This is a genomic window from Burkholderia sp. MSMB617WGS, from assembly GCF_001532025.2.
GTDB classification, from domain to species: domain Bacteria; phylum Pseudomonadota; class Gammaproteobacteria; order Burkholderiales; family Burkholderiaceae; genus Burkholderia; species Burkholderia savannae.
Genome location: NZ_CP013457.1, coordinates 2,480,879 through 2,499,415 on the forward strand (window position 1 = coordinate 2,480,879; position 18,537 = coordinate 2,499,415).

Sequence of the window (18,537 nt, forward strand, 5' to 3'; positions counted from 1 at the left end):
GTGGCGTCGCGCAGCCCGCCCGTTGCGCGCGTCTCAGCGATTGCCGAGCGCCGGCTTCGCTTGCGCGTCGTAGCCGTCGGTGAGCGTGCCGAGGAACGCGATCACGTCCTTGATCTCCGTGTCGGTCATCGCGGGCGGATCGCCGCGCTTGCGGTCGAACGGCGGCTCGTCGTTCAGGTTCTTCCAGTAGCGCTTGGGCAAGTCGTCGAACTTCTGGACGACGCCGTTCTTCACCGGATAGAACTTCTCGGGATGCGTGTCGCGTTGCGCGTAGAAGCGCATCACGCCCTCGAGCGAGTGATAGATGCCGTTGTGGAAGAACGTCTTCTTCAGCGCGACGTTGCGCAGCGTCGGCGTGCGGAACAGCCCGCAGAACTCGTCGCGCCCCTTCAGGTCCCGGCGTTCGGGCCCGCATGCGCCGAGATCGTGGAACGCCGGATTCCGGTTCACGGCGAGCTCGCGATTGCGCGGCACGCCGAGCGCGATCAGACCGAAATCGCTGAACTGCGGCGGCGTGCCGTCGAGTCCGCGCCGGCTCACGTGGCAGCTCGCGCAGTTGCCCTTCTTCTCGTCGTTGAAGACCTGCAGCCCGTGCAGCTCGGCGCTCGTGAGCTGCGCGCGGCCCGCCAGATAGGCGTCGTACTTGCTCGAGTACGGATAGAACACGCCGGGCGTCTGCTCGAACGTGCCGAGCGCCTGCAGCACCGCGTCGAACGTCGCGCGGTCGTCGTCGAGCACGCGCGAGCCGAACGCGCGGCGAAACGCGTCCGCGTACGGCGCGGCCCGCACCGCGCGCGCGACCTTCGCGGGCGTGCCGTTCATCTCGAACGGCGACGTGAGCGGCACGCGCGCCTGCTCCGCGCCGCTGTCGACGCGGCCGTCCCACGTGAGGCCGCCCGTCGGACCGGCGTCGACGCTCTCGTCGCCCTCGTCGTCCGACTCGTGATAGTGCTCGCTGAACGCGGGCACCTTCTGCAGGTACTTGAGCGTCGGCACCGCGCGAAAGCCCTGCTGGCGCAGATCGTCGCCGCCGAATTGCGCGGGCAGCGCGTTCGGCGGCCCGAACGCGTGCTGCGGGCTGTGACACGACGCGCACGCGAGCTTGCCGCTGCCCGACAGCGACGGATCGAAGAACAGCTGCCGGCCGAGCGCCGTCATCTGCGTCACCGCTTCGTACACCTGCGCGCGCGTCTGCGGCCGGCGCTCGACGACGGCGGGCGCACCCGCCTGCGCGGCGGGCGCCGAAGCGGATACCGCAGCGGGCGCCGAAGCGCGCGTCTCGGCGGGGCCGTTCGCATCGCAGGCGGCGACGCCTGCCGCGAACGCGGTCGCCGCCGCGAGCGTGCGCAGCGCGGCGAAGGTCGAACGATTCCGGGTGGCGTGTCGCAGCGGGCGGCGCATCATCGATTCGGCGGTGTCGAGTGGGAAAGGCGCGAGCGTATGTCACGAGAATGACAAATCGATGACGATAAATCGACAGCTGAACGAAAGCATTACAACATGTTGCTGTCAAACGCTCCTTACACAATCCGCGCAGCCGGCTGTCAAAGCACATTCATGCCGCACGCCGCTTCGCGCGACGCGCGCCGGCCGGCCCCTCGATACCCACACCCCTCGTGCGACAAGAGAGATAACGGATGAACAAGCATTGGATTCGCGTGACGCCGATCGCGCTGGCGGCCGCCTTCGGCCTCACCGCGTGCGGCGGGGACGACGTCACGTCGCCCGGCCTGTCGGCAGTGAAGAACGTCGTCGTGATCTATGCGGAAAACCGCAGCTTCGACAACCTGTACGGCAACTTCCCCGGCGCGAACGGCCTGCAGAACGCGACGGCCGCGAGCGCGCAGCAGGCCGACCGCGACGGCACGCCGCTCGCGACGCTGCCGAAGATCTGGAACGGCCTGACGGCGGCGGGCGTGTCGCCCGCGGTGACGGAGGCGATGACGGCGAACCTGCCGAACGCGCCGTTCGCCATCGACGATCCGAACGGCTTCAACACGCCGATGAGCGTGACGACGCGCGACCTCGTTCACCGCTTCTACGAGAACCAGATGCAGATCGACGGCGGCAAGAACGACAAGTACGCCGCGTGGTCCGACGCGGGCGGCCTCGTGATGGGCCACTACACGGCCGATCCGTCGAAGCTGCCGCTCTGGAAGCTCGCGCAGCAATACACGCTCGCCGACAACTTCTTCATGGGCGCGTTCGGCGGCTCGTTCCTGAATCACCAGTACCTGATCTGCGCGTGCGCGCCGTATTACCCGAACGCCGACAAGAGCCCGGCCGCGAGCCAGATCTCGGTGGTCAACCCGGACGGCGTGACGCTCACGACGGCCGCGAATTCGCCCGCTTCCGCGCTGTCGGGCCCGCCGAAGTTCGTCAAATCGGGCGGCCTCACGCCGGATTTCTACGCGGTCAACACGATGCAGCCGCCGTATCAGCCGAGCGGCAACGCGGCCGCATCGGGCGGCGATCCGAACCTCGCCGATCCGTCGAACCCGTCGACGCTGCCGCCGCAGACGCAGCAGAACATCGGCGACCTGCTGACGAACTCGGGCATCTCGTGGGCCTGGTACGGCGGCGCGTGGGGCGCGGCGCTGCAGGCCGCGCAAAGCAACACGTCGGGCGTGATCTACGGGCCGAACATGACCTCGCCGAACTTCCAGCCGCATCACCAGCCGTTCAACTATTACGCGAACCAGGCGCCCGGCAGCGCGAGCCGCGCGCAGCACCTGCTCGACGCCGGCTCGAACGGCACCACGCTCATCCAGGCGATCGACGCGGGCAAGCTGCCGCAGGTCACGTTCTACAAGCCGCAGGGCAACCTGAACGAGCACCCGGGCTACACCGACGTCGCGTCGGGCGACCAGCACATCGCCGACGTGATCTCGCACCTGCAGAAGAGCCCTCAGTGGAACAACATGGTCGTGATCGTCACGTACGACGAGAACGGCGGCTTCTGGGATCACGTCGCGCCGCCGAAGGGCGACCGCTGGGGCCCGGGCACGCGCATTCCGGCGTTCGTCATCTCGCCGTTCGCGAAGCAAGGCTTCGTCGACCATACGCAATACGACACCGCGTCGATCCTGCGCTTCATCACGCGCCGCTTCTCGCTGCCGAAGCTCGCGGGCCTCAAACAGCGCGACGACGCGCTCGTCGCGAACGGCCTCAAGCCGATGGGCGACCTGACGAACGCGCTCACGCTGTCGACGGGCAACTGAGCGCGCTACCGGATCACGACGACGCGACATCGCTTCATTGGGCGGCTTCGGCCGCCCTTTTTTTCGGCCCGCGCGCGGCGCACTCGGCGCGCCGCATCCGATCGGATGCAAGCATTCGCACGCGAGCGGCCCGGCGCGCGCGGGACGCTCGCATGCGATGCCGCGCGCCGCGATGTCCGCCGCCCGATTCATCGCGTGCGGCACTCCGGTGCCGATCTGCATCGATCCGCGCCGATCCGGCGCCGATCCCGCACCATCCGCTCCGCCTGCCGCGCATTCCGGCCGCCGCCGCGCGCGCCGTCCGCCCTCGCGAACGCATGGCCCGCCGCGCGCCTCGTTTAGAATGCACGCTCCCTTTCCGACCGTCCCTGCCATCCAAGCGAGACCGCCATGATCATCAAACCGCGCGTACGCGGCTTCATCTGCGTCACCACCCATCCGGCCGGCTGTGCGGCGAGCGTGCGCGAGCAGATCGCCTACGTCGAGCGCGGCGGCCCGATCGGGCACGGGCCGAAGAAGGTGCTCGTGATCGGCGCGTCGACGGGCTACGGGCTCGCCGCGCGCATCGCGGCCGCGTTCGGATCGGCGGCCGCCACGCTCGGCGTGTTCTTCGAGCGTGCGCCGGGCGACGCGAAGCCCGGCACCGCGGGCTGGTACAACAGCGCCGCCTTCCATGAAGAAGCGGCCGCGCGCGGCCTGTATGCGGCGAGCATCAACGGCGACGCGTTCTCCGACGAGATCAAGCAAAAGACGATCGACGCGATCAGGCGCGATCTCGGCCAGGTCGACCTCGTCGTCTACAGCGTCGCCGCGCCGCGCAGGACGCATCCGAAGACGGGCGAGACGTTCCAGTCGACGCTCAAGCCGATCGGCCGCGCGGTGCGGCTGCGCGGGATCGATACGGACAACGAGGCGATCAAGGAAACGCTGCTTCAGCCGGCGACGCCCGACGAGATCGCCGGCACGGTCGCCGTGATGGGCGGCGAGGACTGGCGGATGTGGATCGACGCGCTCGACGCGGCGGGCGTGCTCGCCGACGGCGCGAAGACGACCGCGTTCACGTATCTCGGCGAGAAGGTCACGCACGACATCTACTGGAACGGCTCGATCGGCGAGGCGAAGAAGGACCTCGACCGCACCGTGCTCGCGATCCGCGACAAGCTCGCCTCGCGCGGCGGCGACGCGCGCGTGTCGGTGCTGAAGGCCGTCGTCACGCAGGCGAGCTCCGCGATTCCGATGATGCCGCTGTACCTGTCGCTGCTCTTCAAGGTGATGAAGGCGCGCGGCACGCACGAAGGCTGCATCGAGCAGGTCGACGGCCTGTTCCGCGACAGTCTCTACGGCGCGCATCCGCATGTCGACGCCGAAGGCCGGCTGCGCGCCGACGGGCGCGAGCTCGATCCCGCCGTGCAGGCGCGCGTGCTCGAGCTGTGGGACCAGGTGACGGACGACAATCTGTACACGCTCGCCGATTTCGCCGGCTACAAGACCGAATTCCTGCGTCTGTTCGGCTTCGAGATCGACGGCGTCGATTACGACGCGCACGTCGACCCGAACGTGCGGATGGCGAATCTGATCGACTGATTCGCGAATCGGGCAGCCGCCTCTTCGCACGGCGCCAGGCCCGGCGCACCCGGCATCGGCATCGCGCGATGCGATGCCTGCGTCCCTGCGCGCCCGTCACACGAGCCCGTTCTCCGACGCGTACATGAACAGATCGACGTCGGACTTCAGCCCGAGCTTGCCCATCGCATTGTGCTTGTGCGTGCTGACCGTCTTGATGCTGCGGCCATAGCGGTGCGCGATGTCGGTCATCGTCATGCCGGTCGCGCAGAGGCGCACGACCTCGATCTCGCGCGGGCTCAGCTGCGGCGGCGCGTCCGTCGCGCGCATCGCGAGCCCGCTCGCCGCGCCCGCGTGCGTGCCGACGAATGTCCGCCCCTGGCACACGGCGGCGAGCGCGCGCGGCAGCTCGTCGAGGTCGCCCCGCTTGCTCAGCACCGCGAGCGCGCCCGCCTGGCGCATCGTGCGCATCAGCACCGGGTTGTCGAGCATCGTCAGAACGATCACGCGCACCGAAGGATGGCCGTCGCGGATCGCGGTCAGCATCGCGAGGCCGTCCGCGGCCGGCTGGTCGGGCATCGCGAAATCGGTGATGACGATGTCGCACGGCGTGGCCGCGAGCCGCGCGAGCAGCCCCGCCGGATCGTGCGCCTCGCCGACGATCGACACGTCGGCCATCTCCGCCAGCATGTGACGCACGCCCAACAGCACGAGCGGATGGTCGTCCGCGATCAACACTTGAACGCTCATTTACCTTCCTCCTTTTGGATCGCCGCGATCGCGCGATTGCGCCGGATGCGCAACGCAGCGCAGCAGATGGTTCACCATCGCGAGCGTGTCCCGGACCGCGCCGCGGATCGCGCGGGCGTCGCCCGCCGCGAGCAGATGGTGGAATTCGTCGAGCAGCGCATCGACGTGCGCCTGGCCGAACAGGCCGTACGTGCCGCGCGCCGTGTGGCACCACGCGCGCAGCTCGCGCTCGGACAGGCCGTCGCGCAAATGGCGCGTCAGCGCATCCCGGTCGCGCTCGAGCGCGCGGCGGCACGCAAGCAGGATCGCGTCGCGCGCCGCGCCGTGCGCGGACGACGCGCCGAATCCCGCGAGCAGGCGCGTCGCGTCGATGCGCGACGGATCGAAGCGCAGCGCGGGCGCGGGCTCGATCGCATCGGCGAGCGCGCGCTCGAGCGCGTCGAGCGTCGTCGGCTTGCCGATGCACAACGTCATGCCGGCCGCGACGCAGCGCGCGTATTCGGCGTCCGACACGAGCGCCGTCACGCCGACGACGGGCGTCGCGCGCACGCGCGCATCCGGATGCGCGCGGATCGCCGCCGTCAGCGCGACGCCGTCCATGCCCGGCATTCGGCAGTCGGTGAGCACGACGTCGAACGCGCCCGCCTCGAGCGCGCGCAACGCTTCTTCGCCGCCGCCGCAGAGGCGCGCGCGATGGCCGAGCGCGTCGAGCTGGTAGCCGATCACGACGCGGTTCATTTCCTGATCGTCGACGACGAGCACGCGGTACGCGCGCGGCTCGCTTCCCGTCGCCGCGCGTGCGCACGCCGCATCCCGCGCGTCGAGCGCGGCGCGCAGGCTCTCGGTGAACGCGCGCCAGCCGAGCGGGTTGCTGCTCAGCCGCACGTGCGTGCCGTCGTCGAGCCAGCCGGCGGGCTGCGCCGCGTCGGTCACGCCGACCCAGCCGATCTGCGGCCGCGCCGCGTCGACGCGCGCCTCGTCGCACACCACCGCGTCGACGTCCGTCGCGCCGCGCGCGGCGAGCCGCACGCCCGCGGCGCGCGCGTAGGCGGCGAGCGTCGCCGCGGCCGCCGGATCGCCGACGTCGATCGACACCACGCGCCCGGCGAGCGCATCCGGCGCGTAGCCGCGCGCCGCGACCGCGCAGCGGATGCGCGCCGTCGCCGTCGTTCCCCTGCCTTCCTCGCTTGACAGCGTCACGTCTCCTCCCAGCAATCTCGCGAGCTTGCGCGCGATCGCAAGCCCGAGCCCCGTTCCCGATTCCGTGCGCCGCGCGCCGCGCGCCGCGCGCACGAACGGCGTGAAGAGCCGCCGCAGCTCGTCGGCGGCGATACCGATTCCCGTATCGACGATCGTCGCGACGATCTCGACCGAGCCGTCGGCCTCGTGCGCCGCGCGCACGCGCACCGACACGCTGCCGCGCTCCGTGTACTTGATGCCGTTGCCGATCAGGTTGACGAGAATCTGCCGCAGCCGATTGCCGTCCGTCAGCACGGCGGCCGGCACGTCAGCGTCGACGTATAGCCTGATTCGCAAGCCTTTGCGCTGCGCCTGCACCGCGAGCATCGCGGTCACGCTGTCGACGAGCTCGCGCACGTCCACGCGCGTCTTCTCGATCGCGAACTGCCCCGCCTCGATGCTCGCGTGATCGAGAATGTCGTTCAGCACGCGCGCGAGCGACTGCCCCGAGTCCTGCACGAGACTCAGCAGCCGCTGCTGCTCCGGCGCGAGCAGCCCCTTCTTCAGCAGCTCGACGAGCGCGAGCATGCCGTTGACGGGCGCGCGCAGCTCGTGGCTCGCGGTCGCGAGCGAGCCCCGGCTCGCGCGCAGCGCCGCCTGCAGGCGCTTCAGATCGCGGTGCGCCCATCCGTAGCTCAGCAGCGCGACGAGCACGTGGCTGCCTCCCCAAAGCAACGGGTACAGATGCGTCCACTTGCAGGGCGTCGCCGCGATCAGCATGCTGTCCTGCACCCGCGCGGAAGCCTGCGGCAGCGTCAAGAACGCGAGCGCTGCTGCGGAGATGCACACCAGTATGCGTCGACAGAATTTGCCTCCGCAAAAGCCGTCGCTTTTCATACCTTTATCCCATATGGAACCTCGTCAGAATACGCATCTCTTCCGTTTCCGGAAAAAACTCGCACCTCCTTTTTCTTGTCGCCGTTCCATTTATGGGTAGGGTCGTTTATCCCATCGCACGTGCGCTTTCTCCGATTCCTCGATTCGATGGCGCGCAGCGCAGAGCGGCGGCGTCCGCCCGCGGCCGGCCCGGAACGAAAATGGGACGGCCGACACGCGAAAGTCGGCGATCAACGCATGCGCAGGGCGATATTCTCGCGCCCGAATTGGCCGTTTCGGGCTTCGCACATCGTCAAATCTACGCTTCGTTCGAAAACGAAAAAAACTGTTCCGGCTTTTCCGCTCACCTCCATATCCCCCCGTCCGACTCGATTCGCATGTCCGAAACGATTTTCAGAAAACGCCGATTTTCGGCTAATAGCGCACGTCGATCACCACACTGTCCGTATACGTGCCGACGGCGGGCGTCTGCTGATCCGAGTAGATCCGCGCGGTGTACGGAAACTGCTGCGCCGATCGGCCGTCGGCCGCCGCGCCGCTGCCCGCGCGGTTCGTCGACTGCCCCCACACCGCGCCGCCGCCCGAGCCGAAGATGTCGTACTGCAGCCGGTTCGCGCCGTTCGCCATCTGCCGGCGCCCGCTCGCGTGCGGATTCGCGCCGCTGGTGAGGCCGACCGTGTAGACCATCCCCTTCGTGCAGGTGAGCGACACGCTGCCCGTCACCGGCGCGAAGCTCGCGACCGTCGGCGCGGAACCGAAGTTCACGTCGGGCGCGACGATCACGCAATCGTTCGTCACGGTGAGCGTGACCGGCACGACGGCCGTGCCCGAGCCCCGGTCGCGGCCGAGACAGAGACCGAGAATGCCGATCCCGCTGCAGTAGTCCCAGCTCCACGCGATCGTCAGCGTGTCGGCGTACGTGCCCGCCGCGACATTGCTGCCCTGGATCGTGCGGAAATACAGCGGCAGCGTCTTCGCGGGGCCGCCGAAGATCCCGAGCAGGTTCAGCAACTGCCCGCTCGCCCAGTTGTAGGTCGTGCTGTAGTCGAGCTTGATCGAATAGTTCTGGTCGGCGAACGCCGCGTACGGCACCGCGTCCCCCGTCGGGCCGACGAGCTTGCCGCCGTTGGCCGACGTGATCGTCGCGTTGATCTGGTCGCCGATCACGAACAGGCCGAGCAGCGCGCCCGAGCACGACAGGCCGCTGCTCGTCGTCGACGTCGACTGCGGCTGGCTCGCGGCGACGAACGACGTGACCGTGCCGAACGACGCGGGGGCCGCGCTCACGACCGAGCACGTCGCGTGCGCGTGCATCGCCGCGAAAAGACCGAGCGCGAGCGCCGCCGCGACGCGCACGAGGAATTGGCAGAATGGCTTCATCGATGAATCCTGTCGTTATTCGCCGCACGCGAGCGGGCCGATGCGGCTCATCCTAGCCGCGTCGACGTCGGCATCGAACGTCGCTCGGCACGTGCGGCCGTCCGGCGTCGTCACGCGCAGATGATTGACCGCGGACAAGCCTTCGAAATAAGTTTCGCCCTGCCAGCCGACGAGCGCGGTCTGGCCGCTCTCCTCGTGCAGCACGCGCGAGCCGATGCCGATCGGCCGGCCCGCGGCGTCGACGAGCGAGATTTGCGCGGAGACGATCTTCTCGATCGGGAACGTGACGAGCGCGCCGCCGCGGTCGCGCACGGCCACGCGCTGCTCGACGACCGGCACGCGCACATTGCTCGGCAGCTCGAGCGGATCGATTTCGTACTTGCCCGCGTAATACGACGGCGCCCACGGCACGAGCAGGTGGCCGCCGCCGTCCGTCTTGCCGACGAGCTGGTTCTCGTAGCGCACGGGCACGCCCTTGCGGCCTTGCGTGTCGATCAGCACGAATGCGTCGTCGACGCGATTCGCGGGCAGCATCGCGCCGTCCATCACGACGACCGAGCCCTGCATCTCGCCCCAGCGCGCATAGCCGCGCCCCGCGCCGTAGCCGTACGCGCCGCCCTGCACCTGGAAGTAGCGGTTGCGCCACGTCGCGTCCGCCTGCTGATAGTGCGAACCGCCCCCCGCGTACGCGAGGTTCCAGCCGAAGCCGCCGTCGCTCGGCACGCTGCGGCTGTACTGCACGCGCTCGCTGACGCTGTTGTTCTGATCGCGCGCGAGCGAGCCCGTCACGACGCCCTTGTCGCCGAGCGGCACGATCAGTTGCAATTGCGCGGCGAAGCCGTGGTCGCCGATCGTCTTGTTCACCGACGCGTAGAGCGTCGCGCGCCGCAAGATCGGACGCGTGTACGACAGGTTCGCGATCCGCGTGCGCGCGCCGTCGGCGCCGCGCACGTCGAAATAGCCGGCGCCGAGCGTGCCGCCGATCGCGCCGAGATTGAGCGCGCCCGTGGCCTGCGTGCTGCTGCGCACGAGCCGGTACGCGACGTCCGAAGGCAAGTCGTAGACCGACAGATCGCGAAACCCGTCGGTGCGCTGAATCCGTTGCAGCGCCACGCTGAAGCGCTGCGACGAATAGCTGTAGCCGAACGCGTACTGCCGGCCGGACGCGCCGGCGAGACGGCTCTGCGTCGCCGCGACGTTGAGCACGCCGAACATGCCGACGCCGACGTCGAACCCGAGGCCGCCGAGCGCGAGGCGTTCGCCGCCCTCCGCATGGCCTTCGATCGTCAGGTAATCGGTGAGGCCGTAGCGCGCGGTGCCCGACGCCGCGAACTTGCCGTACGAGAACGAGCGGATGCCATAGTCGCGCCGCATCGCGCCGACCGACAGCGAATAGTCCGAGAGCCCCTTCTGCAGCAGCGTGTTCGCGACGTAGAACGGAATCGTCGTCGCGACCCGGCGGCCGAGCGCGTCGGTCGTCACGACGGTCGCCTCGCCCGCGCCGTTGATGAACGGCACGTTGTTCAGCGTGAACGGCCCCGGATTCACCTGCCCCGTCGTCGTCTTGCTGCCGTTGATGAAGAGATCGACGGCGGTCGGCACCGCGGCCTGGCCCGAGAACTGCGGCAGCGGATACGTGACGATGTCGGGGCGCACCTTGAAGTCGCGCTCGATCGACACGCCGCCCAGACGCACCGCGCTCGACCACGACAGCGCGCCCGTAATCACGTCGCCCGCCGTGTACGTGAGCATGCGGTCCTGATCCGAGTAGCGCCAGGACGTGTCGTAGCGCAGATAGCGGTTGCTCGCGACGCCGCCGCTGCCGCCGTAATCGCGCCGATAGACACCCGTGTTCGTCACGGTGCCCCACTTGTCGAACAGCCGCGCTTCGGTCCATGCGGACGTGTAGCTCGTGCCGAGCGTCGGCGAATTCGCGTACACGTCGTAATTGAACAGGAGCCCGAAGCTCACGGCCGCGGGCGTGCGGTCGTACAGCCGCCGCGAGCCGACCGCCTGCTGCGGCAGCCAGTCGGGCGGCACGCTCAGCTTCAGGCGCTGCTCGCCGCTCTCGTATTCGACTTGCACGCCGTCGAGCGTCGACAGATCGACGAGCGCGTCGGGTTCGGCGTGCGTGCGCACCGACGCCTGCGCGAGATCGCTCGCGCGCGCGTAGTAGACGCCGTCCCGATAGCGGATCGGCACGATCCGCCCGGTCGACAGCTCGTTGACGACGAGCTCGAGGTACAACGTGCCGCGCGTCGCCGCGCCGCCCGCGGGCGGCAGCGCGCGGCCGAAGCTGTCCGCGAGCGTCATCGGCTCGTTCGCGCGCACGTCCCCCGCCGCCGCGAACGCCATTCCCACCGCCCACGCCGCCGCGCGCCGTCGCGGCAGTCTTCTCGTTCTGTGTTCGTTGTACCCGTTGTACCGCTTCAAGGCATTTCCCCGTCGCGACGTCGTCGCTTGTGTCGTGATGCGGATTACCGGTTCGAAGCGGCGCCGTCCACGTCGATCGCGAGATCGGCCACGCCGTTGACGGTGGCGACCAGCTTGGAATTGGAATTGAGCTTCATGCTCTCGGGCAGCGCCCAGCGCATCTGCGCGCCGGGCAGCACGTAGCCGAGCAGGCCGCGCGCCAAATCGGCGCGCGCGCCGTTCGATTCGAACGCCGCGCGCGTGATCCGCGCATGCACGGGGCCGCGGTTCGACACGACGAGCCAGCGCTTGCCGCCGTCGTGCACGATGCGCCACCGGAGCGCGGGCCGCCCCGCCGTCGCAGGGTCGCGACGCTCGTCCGGGTTCTCCTTCGTCCACAGGCCGTCGCCGTAGACGAAGAGCGGCACCGAGTAATGCATCTGGAACTTCACGCCGAGCGCCGTCTCGTTCGCGGCGTTCCGCGCGTCGTCGTCCGGCTGCGGGATCTCGTCGATCAGCACGCGGTACGCCTCCTCGGTGCCGGGCGCGGCGTCCGCGAGGCGGGTCAGCCGGATCAACTGGCGCTTGCCGGGCGGCACAGTCGCCATCGGCGGGCTGCCCGCGATGCGCTGCTGGCTCTCGTCGTAGACGTCCTCGCCGTTCGCTTCGCGCCAGCCGAGCACGCGCACCTGCAGCGTCACCGGCCGGCGATCGCGGTTCTCGAGCCATAACGCCGCCGCGCGCTGATCGCTGTCGATCACGGGATCGATCGGCCAGATCATCACGGACGTCGCCGCATGCGCGTGCGGCGCGACCAACGCCGCCGCGGCCGCCGCGCCGACGAGCGCGCGGCGCAACATGCGTGCGGCTCGCGCCGGCATGCCGGGCGATCTCGAAACTTTCATCACGGATTCCTGATTGATTAATAACTGAGCGTGACCTGCGCGGTGTCGGTGTACGTGCCGGCGGGCGCGCCGCCGCCCGGCAGCGTCAGCGCGCCGTAGATCGGCAGCGTGATCGTCCCGGACACGGGCAGCGACACCGCCTGCCCGATCGCGATCGCCTGCGTGTGTCCGGCGTCCGAATACAGCTGATATGCGACGCGCGCGCCGCCGCTCGCCAGATTGCGCTGCGTGTTGCCCGCGCTCGCGTTCGCGCCGCCGTCGATCGTCATCTTCAGCGTCGAGCCGGGCGAGCATTCGATCTGCAATGCGCCGCCGCCGACCGCCGCGCTCGCCTGCCCCGTCGCGACGGCCGGATGCGCGCCGAAATCGAGCGTGCCGAAGCTCAGGCCGCTCGTCGGCCCGCCGCCCGCGACGCCGCAGCCCGCGACAATCTGCGCGCTGACCGTGAAGGCCTGGGTTCTGGGCAACAGCGCGTCGGCCCGGCCAATCGCCGGAACAACCGGCAGCAACGCGGCGCACAGCAGGAAAACCACTCGCTCAAAGGTCGACATGACGATCGGAATCTGGGATCGCCTCGCGGCTTGCTCGTATGCGCGCCGCGAGGCCGGACTGAACGGAGTCGATGCGCTCGCTCACCAGCCGAGCGTGACGTTCAGCACATCGACGTACGTGCCCGCGGCGAGCGCCGACGAGCTCGTCTTGTTGACGACACCGTAAAGCGGCAGCTCGAATGCGGCGCCCGGCGTCGGCACCGACACCGATTGCGGCGTGCCCGCGACGTAGTGCTGCGAGTGGCCCGCGTCCGCATAGACTTCGTACGGCACGAAGCTCGCGCCGTTCGCGAGCGCGCGCGTGCCCGTGCCGACGGCCGCGCCCTTCGACGCGTTCTGGCCGCCGTCGATCGTCACCTGGATCGACGTGACGTCCGGCGAGCACGTGACTTGCGTCGACGTCGAGCCGCCGCCCTTCGCCGCGCTCGAGAGCTGGCCCGTGAAGCCGCTCGGCTGCGTGCCGAAGTCGAGCGTGCCGAAGTTCGTCGCGCCGACAGAACCGCCGCCCGTATCGACCGCGCAGCCCGTCGTCAGCACGAGCTGCGAGTTGACCGTCCCCGTGAGCGGGCTGGTTTGCGCCTGCACGCCTGCGCAAACCGACACGCAGGCGACGGCCGCCCAGACTTTCCAGTGAGCCTTCATCTTGTTTCCTTCTGTGTGGTGAAAAAGAACTGTTGCTGCTTACCCGCTCCGGATCACCAGTCGAGCGTGATCCCGAGCAAATCCTCGTAGGCCCCGGACGGCATCGCGCGCGTCATGCCGTTGACGACGCCGAAGAGCGGCAGCGTCACGTCGTCCTGCCGCCCGTCGACGAGAAACGACTGCGGCATGAGCGGCACGTATGGCACGCTGCGCGCCGCGTCGCGGTACACGTGGTACGGAATCCGGCCGACGACGCGCCCGTGCGCGCCGCGCGTCACCAGATAGCGGGCCGACTGGTCCCCGTTGCGGCCGCTGTCGATCGAGACCAGAAAGCCGTCGACGTCCGGACTGCACACGACGCGCACCGCGCCGTTCGACGTCGCGCGGCCGTCGGCCGTCAGGTAGTCGGACCAGAGCGGTCCGTGCGCGCCGAAATCCAGCCGGCCCAAATCCGCGCTTCCGGCAACGCCCGCGACCTCGCATCCGCGACTGACCTGCAAATTCACCTGCATCGCGCCGGTCAGTTGCCCGGCCGAGACGGTCGCGAAAGCCAGCATGAATGCCGCCCCGCCCATCGTCTGCACCACACGCTTGCGCATTTCGCTCTCCACACGATCGCCCGTTGATTTCGTCGTTGTTTTTCGATGGCCCAATCGCCGCGCGCCGGCCGCGCGCGGCGGCCCCGTCGCCTTGCGCGCGATACATGCGCCGCCGCCCGGCACTCGGCTCGCGCCGCCATGCGTTCGGACGAGCGCGGACCAACGGCGGCGCATCGCGCGCCGCCGCCGCGGCAGGCAAGATCGGATTGGAATTCGGCCGGCTCGGTTTTAATTGGTTGAAGCCGATCCGATTGGTCTACTCGATTGCGGTTATTTCGGAACCGCGCCCCGATTCCATCGAAAATATAATTGAATGGATGATGAATGGTTAGAGTAATTGTTACTATCGGAATAATCCGAGTTTAGGTAAATTTGACAATATTTAAAGATTCATTCTGGCGCGCCAAATCTCGCATTTGAAACGCGATCGGCTCGACCGGCGCCGCGTTAGGCGCGGCACGCAAGCGTCATCGAACGATCGGAAACGAAACAAGAGAAATTGGATTTATGCGACGGGAAAGATCGAATTCCGCCGATTCGGGTTCGCATCACCAAAAGATACCGTGCGCGCGAAAGACCATCTATTTTGGCGAGACCAAAATTTTCGCCCGCCCAATCGATATGGAAACCGAAATATTAAATCTTGACTTTCGCATGCCGAAATTTCGCACATCAATTCGAATCACGAATTAATTTCCGAAATTCGTATATTGAGCAATTCGAATATTCCGACATCCGGACGATCAGCGGCGCGGGCGCGACGCGTCGCGTCGCGCCGTCGAAGACAGGCCGCGCGCGCGCCGCGGCCGGCCATTTCGCCCGCCCGCTCAGTTCGGCTGGAACTGAGGCAGCAGTTCGGCGAACCGGTCGGCGAGCGTTCGGCGCGATCGCTTCGGCCAGATGGCCGTCAACGGAAATTCGGGCAGCGCCTGCCCATCCGAGACCGGACTGAACTCGACGCCCTCGAACGTCAGCGTGCGGATCGACGACGGCAGCAGCGACACGCCGCAGCCCGCCGCGACGCACGCGATCACGGTCAGCGTGCGGTTCACGTCCTGGACGATCTCGATCGGATGGCCGGCGAGCCGGAACGCGCTGAGGATCGCCGCGCGTATCGACGGCAGTTGCTCGTGCGGGAACCAGATGAGCCCGGCGCGCGACAGCTCCCGCAGCGTGATCGTGCCGTCCGGCTGGCGCGGAAACGACTTCGGAATCACCGCGATCAGCGGATCGCGCCGGATCAGCTTCTCGTTGACGGGACCGCCGATCGCGACGGGCGTGTGCAGAATGCCGATGTCGATCTCGCCGCGCTCGAGCGCGACGACCTGCTCCGCATTGCTCATCTCGCGCATCACGAGATCGACGCGCGGCGTGGCCGCGCGCAACGCGCACACCGCGGAAGGCAGCGTATCGAACAGCGCGGCGGACACGAAGCCCACGCTCAGCCGCCCCGCCCGCTGCGCGCCGATCTCGCTCGCGCGCCGCGCGGCGGCGTCCATCCGCGCGAGGCTCAGGCGAATGTCGTCGACGATCGCTTCGCCCGCCGTCGTCAGCGCCGCGCCGCGCCGCGAACGCTCGAACAGCTTCACGCCGAGCTCGCGCTCCATTTTCGTCAGCGCGTGACTGAGCGCGGGCTGCGCGACGCCCAAGCGGATCGCCGCGTGAGTCAGGCTGCCCGTGTCCGCAATCGCAAGGAAGTATCGAAGATGCTTGGATTCCATAATCACGCAGCGCCACGAGATTGCGTTCCGACGGCCGCGCCGCCGCATCGCCGAGACGATGGACACGTATTGCGAATACACGATTTCATTCCGCGCCCGCCTTCAATAGACGAATTCGGCCGGCGCATTTTCAATCTCATCATCATTCAACCAAACAGAATTATTCGACGAACAATTTCAAATATCCGAATCAATCGTACCAAAACGATCCTGAATCCACAGACGCCGACGCCACGCAAACGTTCGCGCAACATTTCGCCTCACGCGATCGACGTCACGGCGAAATACGCAATCATAATTTTCTTTTATCAATAATGCTCGACTTCGTGATGCATATATCGTTTACCTCTCGATAAAATATGACGATATGATGCGGGCTTTTTCCAATCGCTTATGGCGACATCATTCCGGAGAGCATGAGTGAGCTGGTACAAAGAAATATCGCCCGTTGAAAGACGTACATTCAAAGGATGTTTTTCCGGCTGGGCGCTCGACGGCGTCGACACGCAGATGTTCAGCCTCGTCATCCCCGCATTGCTGACGTCCTGGGGCATCGGCAAGGGGCAGGCGGGCCTCATCGGCGGCGCGACGCTCGCCGCGGGTGCGATCGGCGGATTGCTCGCCGGCGCGATCGCCGATCGCTTCGGCCGCGTGCGCGCGCTGCAGATCACCGTGTGCTGGTTCTCGCTGTTCACGTTCCTCAGCGCGTTCGCGCAGAACTTCGAGCAACTGCTGGTGCTGAAGGCGCTGCAAGGGCTCGGCTTCGGCGGCGAATGGACGGCGGGTGCCGTGCTCCTGAGCGAGACGATGCGTGCGCGGCACCGCGGCAAGGCAATGGGGATCGTGCAGAGCGCCTGGGGCTTCGGCTGGGGCGGCGCGGTGCTGCTCTATACGCTGATCTTTTCGTGGCTGCCGCCCGAATGGGCGTGGCGCGTGCTGTTCGCGATCGGCGTGCTGCCCGCCCTGCTCGTGCTGTACATCCGGCGCGCCATTCCCGAGCCGCCGCGCGCCGACACGATCGCGTCGGCCGCCGACGCGGCGCCCGCGCAACCGGCAACGAGCATCTTCGATCCGTCCGTGCTCAGGATGACGATCGTCGGCGGCCTGATCGGCGTCGGCGCGCACGGCGGCTATCACGCGATCACGACCTGGCTGCCGACCTATCTGAAGACCGAGCGCCATCTGTCGGTGCTCGGCACGGGAGCGTATCTCGCCGTGATCATCGTCGCGTTCATCGTCGGGTGCATGACGAGCGCGTACTTGCAGGACCGCATCGGCCGCCGCAAGAACCTGATGCTGTTCTCCGCCTGCTGCGTCGTGACGGTCAATCTGTACGTGCTGCTGCCGCTCGACAACCTCGCGATGCTGCTGCTCGGCTTTCCGCTCGGCTTCTTCGCTGCCGGCATCCCGGCCACGCTCGGCGCGCTCTTCAACGAGCTCTATCCGCGGAACGTGCGCGGTCGCGGCGTCGGCTTCTGCTACAACTTCGGCCGCGTCGCATCGGCGATCTTCCCCGTGCTCGTCGGGCACATGGGGACGTCGATGCCGCTCGGCCTCGCGCTCGGCATCGACGCGGGCATCGCTTACGGGCTCGTGTTCATCGCCGCCTGGTTCCTGCCCGAAACGCGCGCGCGCGATTTCCAGTCGCCGCAGCCCGACCCGCGCATCCGCGAAGCGGCGCTGTAGGAGCCGGCCGGCATGCCGGGCGCCCGTCATTTCGTGGGTTTTTCATGGATCAGGCAAGCAACGATCCGGCAGTCGAAACGACGGGCCGCACCTGCGCCACGCGCGCACGACACATGCGCGACACGCACGACGCGCGCGATCCGCTCGTCGATGCGTGGTACGGCGACGGCATCGCGCCGATCGAAGCCGTCGATTCGCACGCGCACGTGTTCCTGCGAAGCCTGCCGCGCATTCCGAGCGCGCGGCACTCGCCGGAATACGACGCAACGCTCGAATCGTATGTCGCGCATCTGAACGCATCCGGCGTCACGCACGCGGTTCTCGTTCAGCCGAGCTTTCTCGGCACCGACAATCACTTCTTCGTCGACGTGCTGGCACGCTATCCGCAGCGCTTTCGCGGCGTCGCGGTCGTGAACCCGTGCATGGCCGAGGAGGAATTCGCGCGGCTCGAGGCGACCGACGTGGTCGGCATCCGCCTGAATCTCGTCGGCCTGCCGATTCCGGATTTCGCCGCGCCGCGGTGGCGCGCGCTGCTCGCGCGGGCGAACGCGCTCGATTGGCATGTCGAAGTACATCGGCGCGCGGCGGATCTTCCCGCGATCATTCCCGCGTTGCTCGAACAGTCGTGCCGCGTCGTCGTCGACCATTTCGGGCGCCCGGCGCCGCATCTCGGCACGCGCGATCCCGGCTTCCGCTTCCTGCTGTCGATCGCCGGAACGGGGCAAGTCTGGGTCAAGCTGTCCGCCGCGTATCGCAACATCGAATCGGGCGACGGCGCCGCGTTCGGCACGCGCGCGGCGCGCGAGCTGCTCGGCGCGTTTGCGCCGAATCGCCTCGTGTGGGGCAGCGACTGGCCGCACACGCAGCATCGCGACCGAACCGATTTCCGCGCAACGCGCTCGGCGCTCGACGACTGGGTTCCCGATCCGTCGCTCAGGCGCATCGTTCTCTGCGACTCGGCGCGCACGCTGTATCGTTTCGACAGCTAAACGATTGCATTCGACGCATCCGCACACCGCATCCGCACATCG

15 protein-coding genes are annotated in these 18,537 nt (G+C 68.1%); 5 read left to right on the top strand and 10 right to left on the bottom strand.

The genetic code is table 11. The annotated features are described in order from the left end of the window. Nucleotides 1-33: 33 nt before the first annotated feature. A complete protein-coding gene (locus WT60_RS12155; RefSeq protein ID WP_060356417.1) occupies nucleotides 34-1,404 on the bottom strand; it encodes a cytochrome c peroxidase in 1,371 nt (456 codons plus the stop codon). A 233-nt stretch (nucleotides 1,405-1,637) separates the two neighbouring features. On the opposite strand from WT60_RS12155, the gene WT60_RS12160 reads away from it, so the two are divergent. Then, nucleotides 1,638-3,221: an acid phosphatase gene (locus WT60_RS12160; RefSeq protein ID WP_059671127.1), complete on the top strand. Its 1,584-nt coding sequence runs from the start codon at nucleotides 1,638-1,640 to the stop codon at nucleotides 3,219-3,221. A 390-nt stretch (nucleotides 3,222-3,611) separates the two neighbouring features. Then, a complete protein-coding gene (gene fabV / locus WT60_RS12170; protein ID WP_038751343.1) occupies nucleotides 3,612-4,805 on the top strand; it encodes an enoyl-ACP reductase FabV in 1,194 nt (397 codons plus the stop codon). Nucleotides 4,806-4,901: 96 nt separating this feature from the next. On the opposite strand, the gene WT60_RS12175 is transcribed toward fabV, so the two are convergent. The 8 genes from WT60_RS12175 to WT60_RS12215 all read right to left on the bottom strand — a co-directional run bounded on the left by WT60_RS12175 (nucleotide 4,902) and on the right by WT60_RS12215 (nucleotide 14,099). Then, on the bottom strand, nucleotides 4,902-5,534 hold the full coding sequence (locus WT60_RS12175; RefSeq protein ID WP_059641676.1) for a response regulator transcription factor: 633 nt from the start codon (nucleotides 5,532-5,534) through the stop codon (nucleotides 4,902-4,904). Next, nucleotides 5,535-7,610 (bottom strand): ATP-binding protein, encoded by a 2,076-nt coding sequence (locus tag WT60_RS12180; RefSeq protein ID WP_060356415.1) that lies wholly within the window; start codon nucleotides 7,608-7,610, stop codon nucleotides 5,535-5,537. Nucleotides 7,611-8,024: 414 nt separating this feature from the next. Next, entirely contained in the window at nucleotides 8,025-8,990 is a 966-nt protein-coding gene (locus tag WT60_RS12190) for a spore coat U domain-containing protein (RefSeq protein WP_059671128.1), read from the bottom strand. Between the two features lie 15 nt (nucleotides 8,991-9,005). Next, complete coding sequence (locus tag WT60_RS12195; protein ID WP_060356414.1) at nucleotides 9,006-11,423, bottom strand: fimbria/pilus outer membrane usher protein; 2,418 nt, start codon at nucleotides 11,421-11,423, stop codon at nucleotides 9,006-9,008. Between the two features lie 44 nt (nucleotides 11,424-11,467). Continuing rightward, nucleotides 11,468-12,307 (bottom strand): molecular chaperone, encoded by an 840-nt coding sequence (locus WT60_RS12200; protein WP_060356413.1) that lies wholly within the window; start codon nucleotides 12,305-12,307, stop codon nucleotides 11,468-11,470. 17 nt (nucleotides 12,308-12,324) lie between these two features. Next, nucleotides 12,325-12,858: a spore coat U domain-containing protein gene (locus WT60_RS12205; protein ID WP_060356412.1), complete on the bottom strand. Its 534-nt coding sequence runs from the start codon at nucleotides 12,856-12,858 to the stop codon at nucleotides 12,325-12,327. A gap of 81 nt (nucleotides 12,859-12,939) precedes the next feature. Beyond that, on the bottom strand, nucleotides 12,940-13,500 hold the full coding sequence (locus WT60_RS12210) for a spore coat U domain-containing protein (protein ID WP_038751350.1): 561 nt from the start codon (nucleotides 13,498-13,500) through the stop codon (nucleotides 12,940-12,942). 53 nt (nucleotides 13,501-13,553) lie between these two features. Continuing rightward, nucleotides 13,554-14,099 carry a spore coat U domain-containing protein gene (locus tag WT60_RS12215; protein ID WP_038751433.1) on the bottom strand — a complete coding sequence of 182 codons (546 nt, stop codon included), beginning with the start codon at nucleotides 14,097-14,099 and terminating at the stop codon, nucleotides 13,554-13,556. A gap of 23 nt (nucleotides 14,100-14,122) precedes the next feature. On the opposite strand from WT60_RS12215, the gene WT60_RS12225 reads away from it, so the two are divergent. After that, nucleotides 14,123-14,431, top strand: a complete 309-nt coding sequence (locus WT60_RS12225) for a hypothetical protein (RefSeq protein WP_226377123.1) — start codon at nucleotides 14,123-14,125, stop codon at nucleotides 14,429-14,431. Between the two features lie 495 nt (nucleotides 14,432-14,926). On the opposite strand, the gene WT60_RS12230 is transcribed toward WT60_RS12225, so the two are convergent. After that, on the bottom strand, nucleotides 14,927-15,820 hold the full coding sequence (locus WT60_RS12230) for a LysR family transcriptional regulator (protein WP_038751435.1): 894 nt from the start codon (nucleotides 15,818-15,820) through the stop codon (nucleotides 14,927-14,929). A gap of 420 nt (nucleotides 15,821-16,240) precedes the next feature. On the opposite strand from WT60_RS12230, the gene WT60_RS12240 reads away from it, so the two are divergent. Next, entirely contained in the window at nucleotides 16,241-17,506 is a 1,266-nt protein-coding gene (locus WT60_RS12240; RefSeq protein ID WP_038751352.1) for an MFS transporter, read from the top strand. Nucleotides 17,507-17,550: 44 nt separating this feature from the next. Beyond that, nucleotides 17,551-18,495, top strand: a complete 945-nt coding sequence (locus tag WT60_RS12245) for an amidohydrolase family protein (RefSeq protein WP_059583002.1) — start codon at nucleotides 17,551-17,553, stop codon at nucleotides 18,493-18,495. The last annotated feature ends 42 nt before the right edge of the window (nucleotides 18,496-18,537 follow it).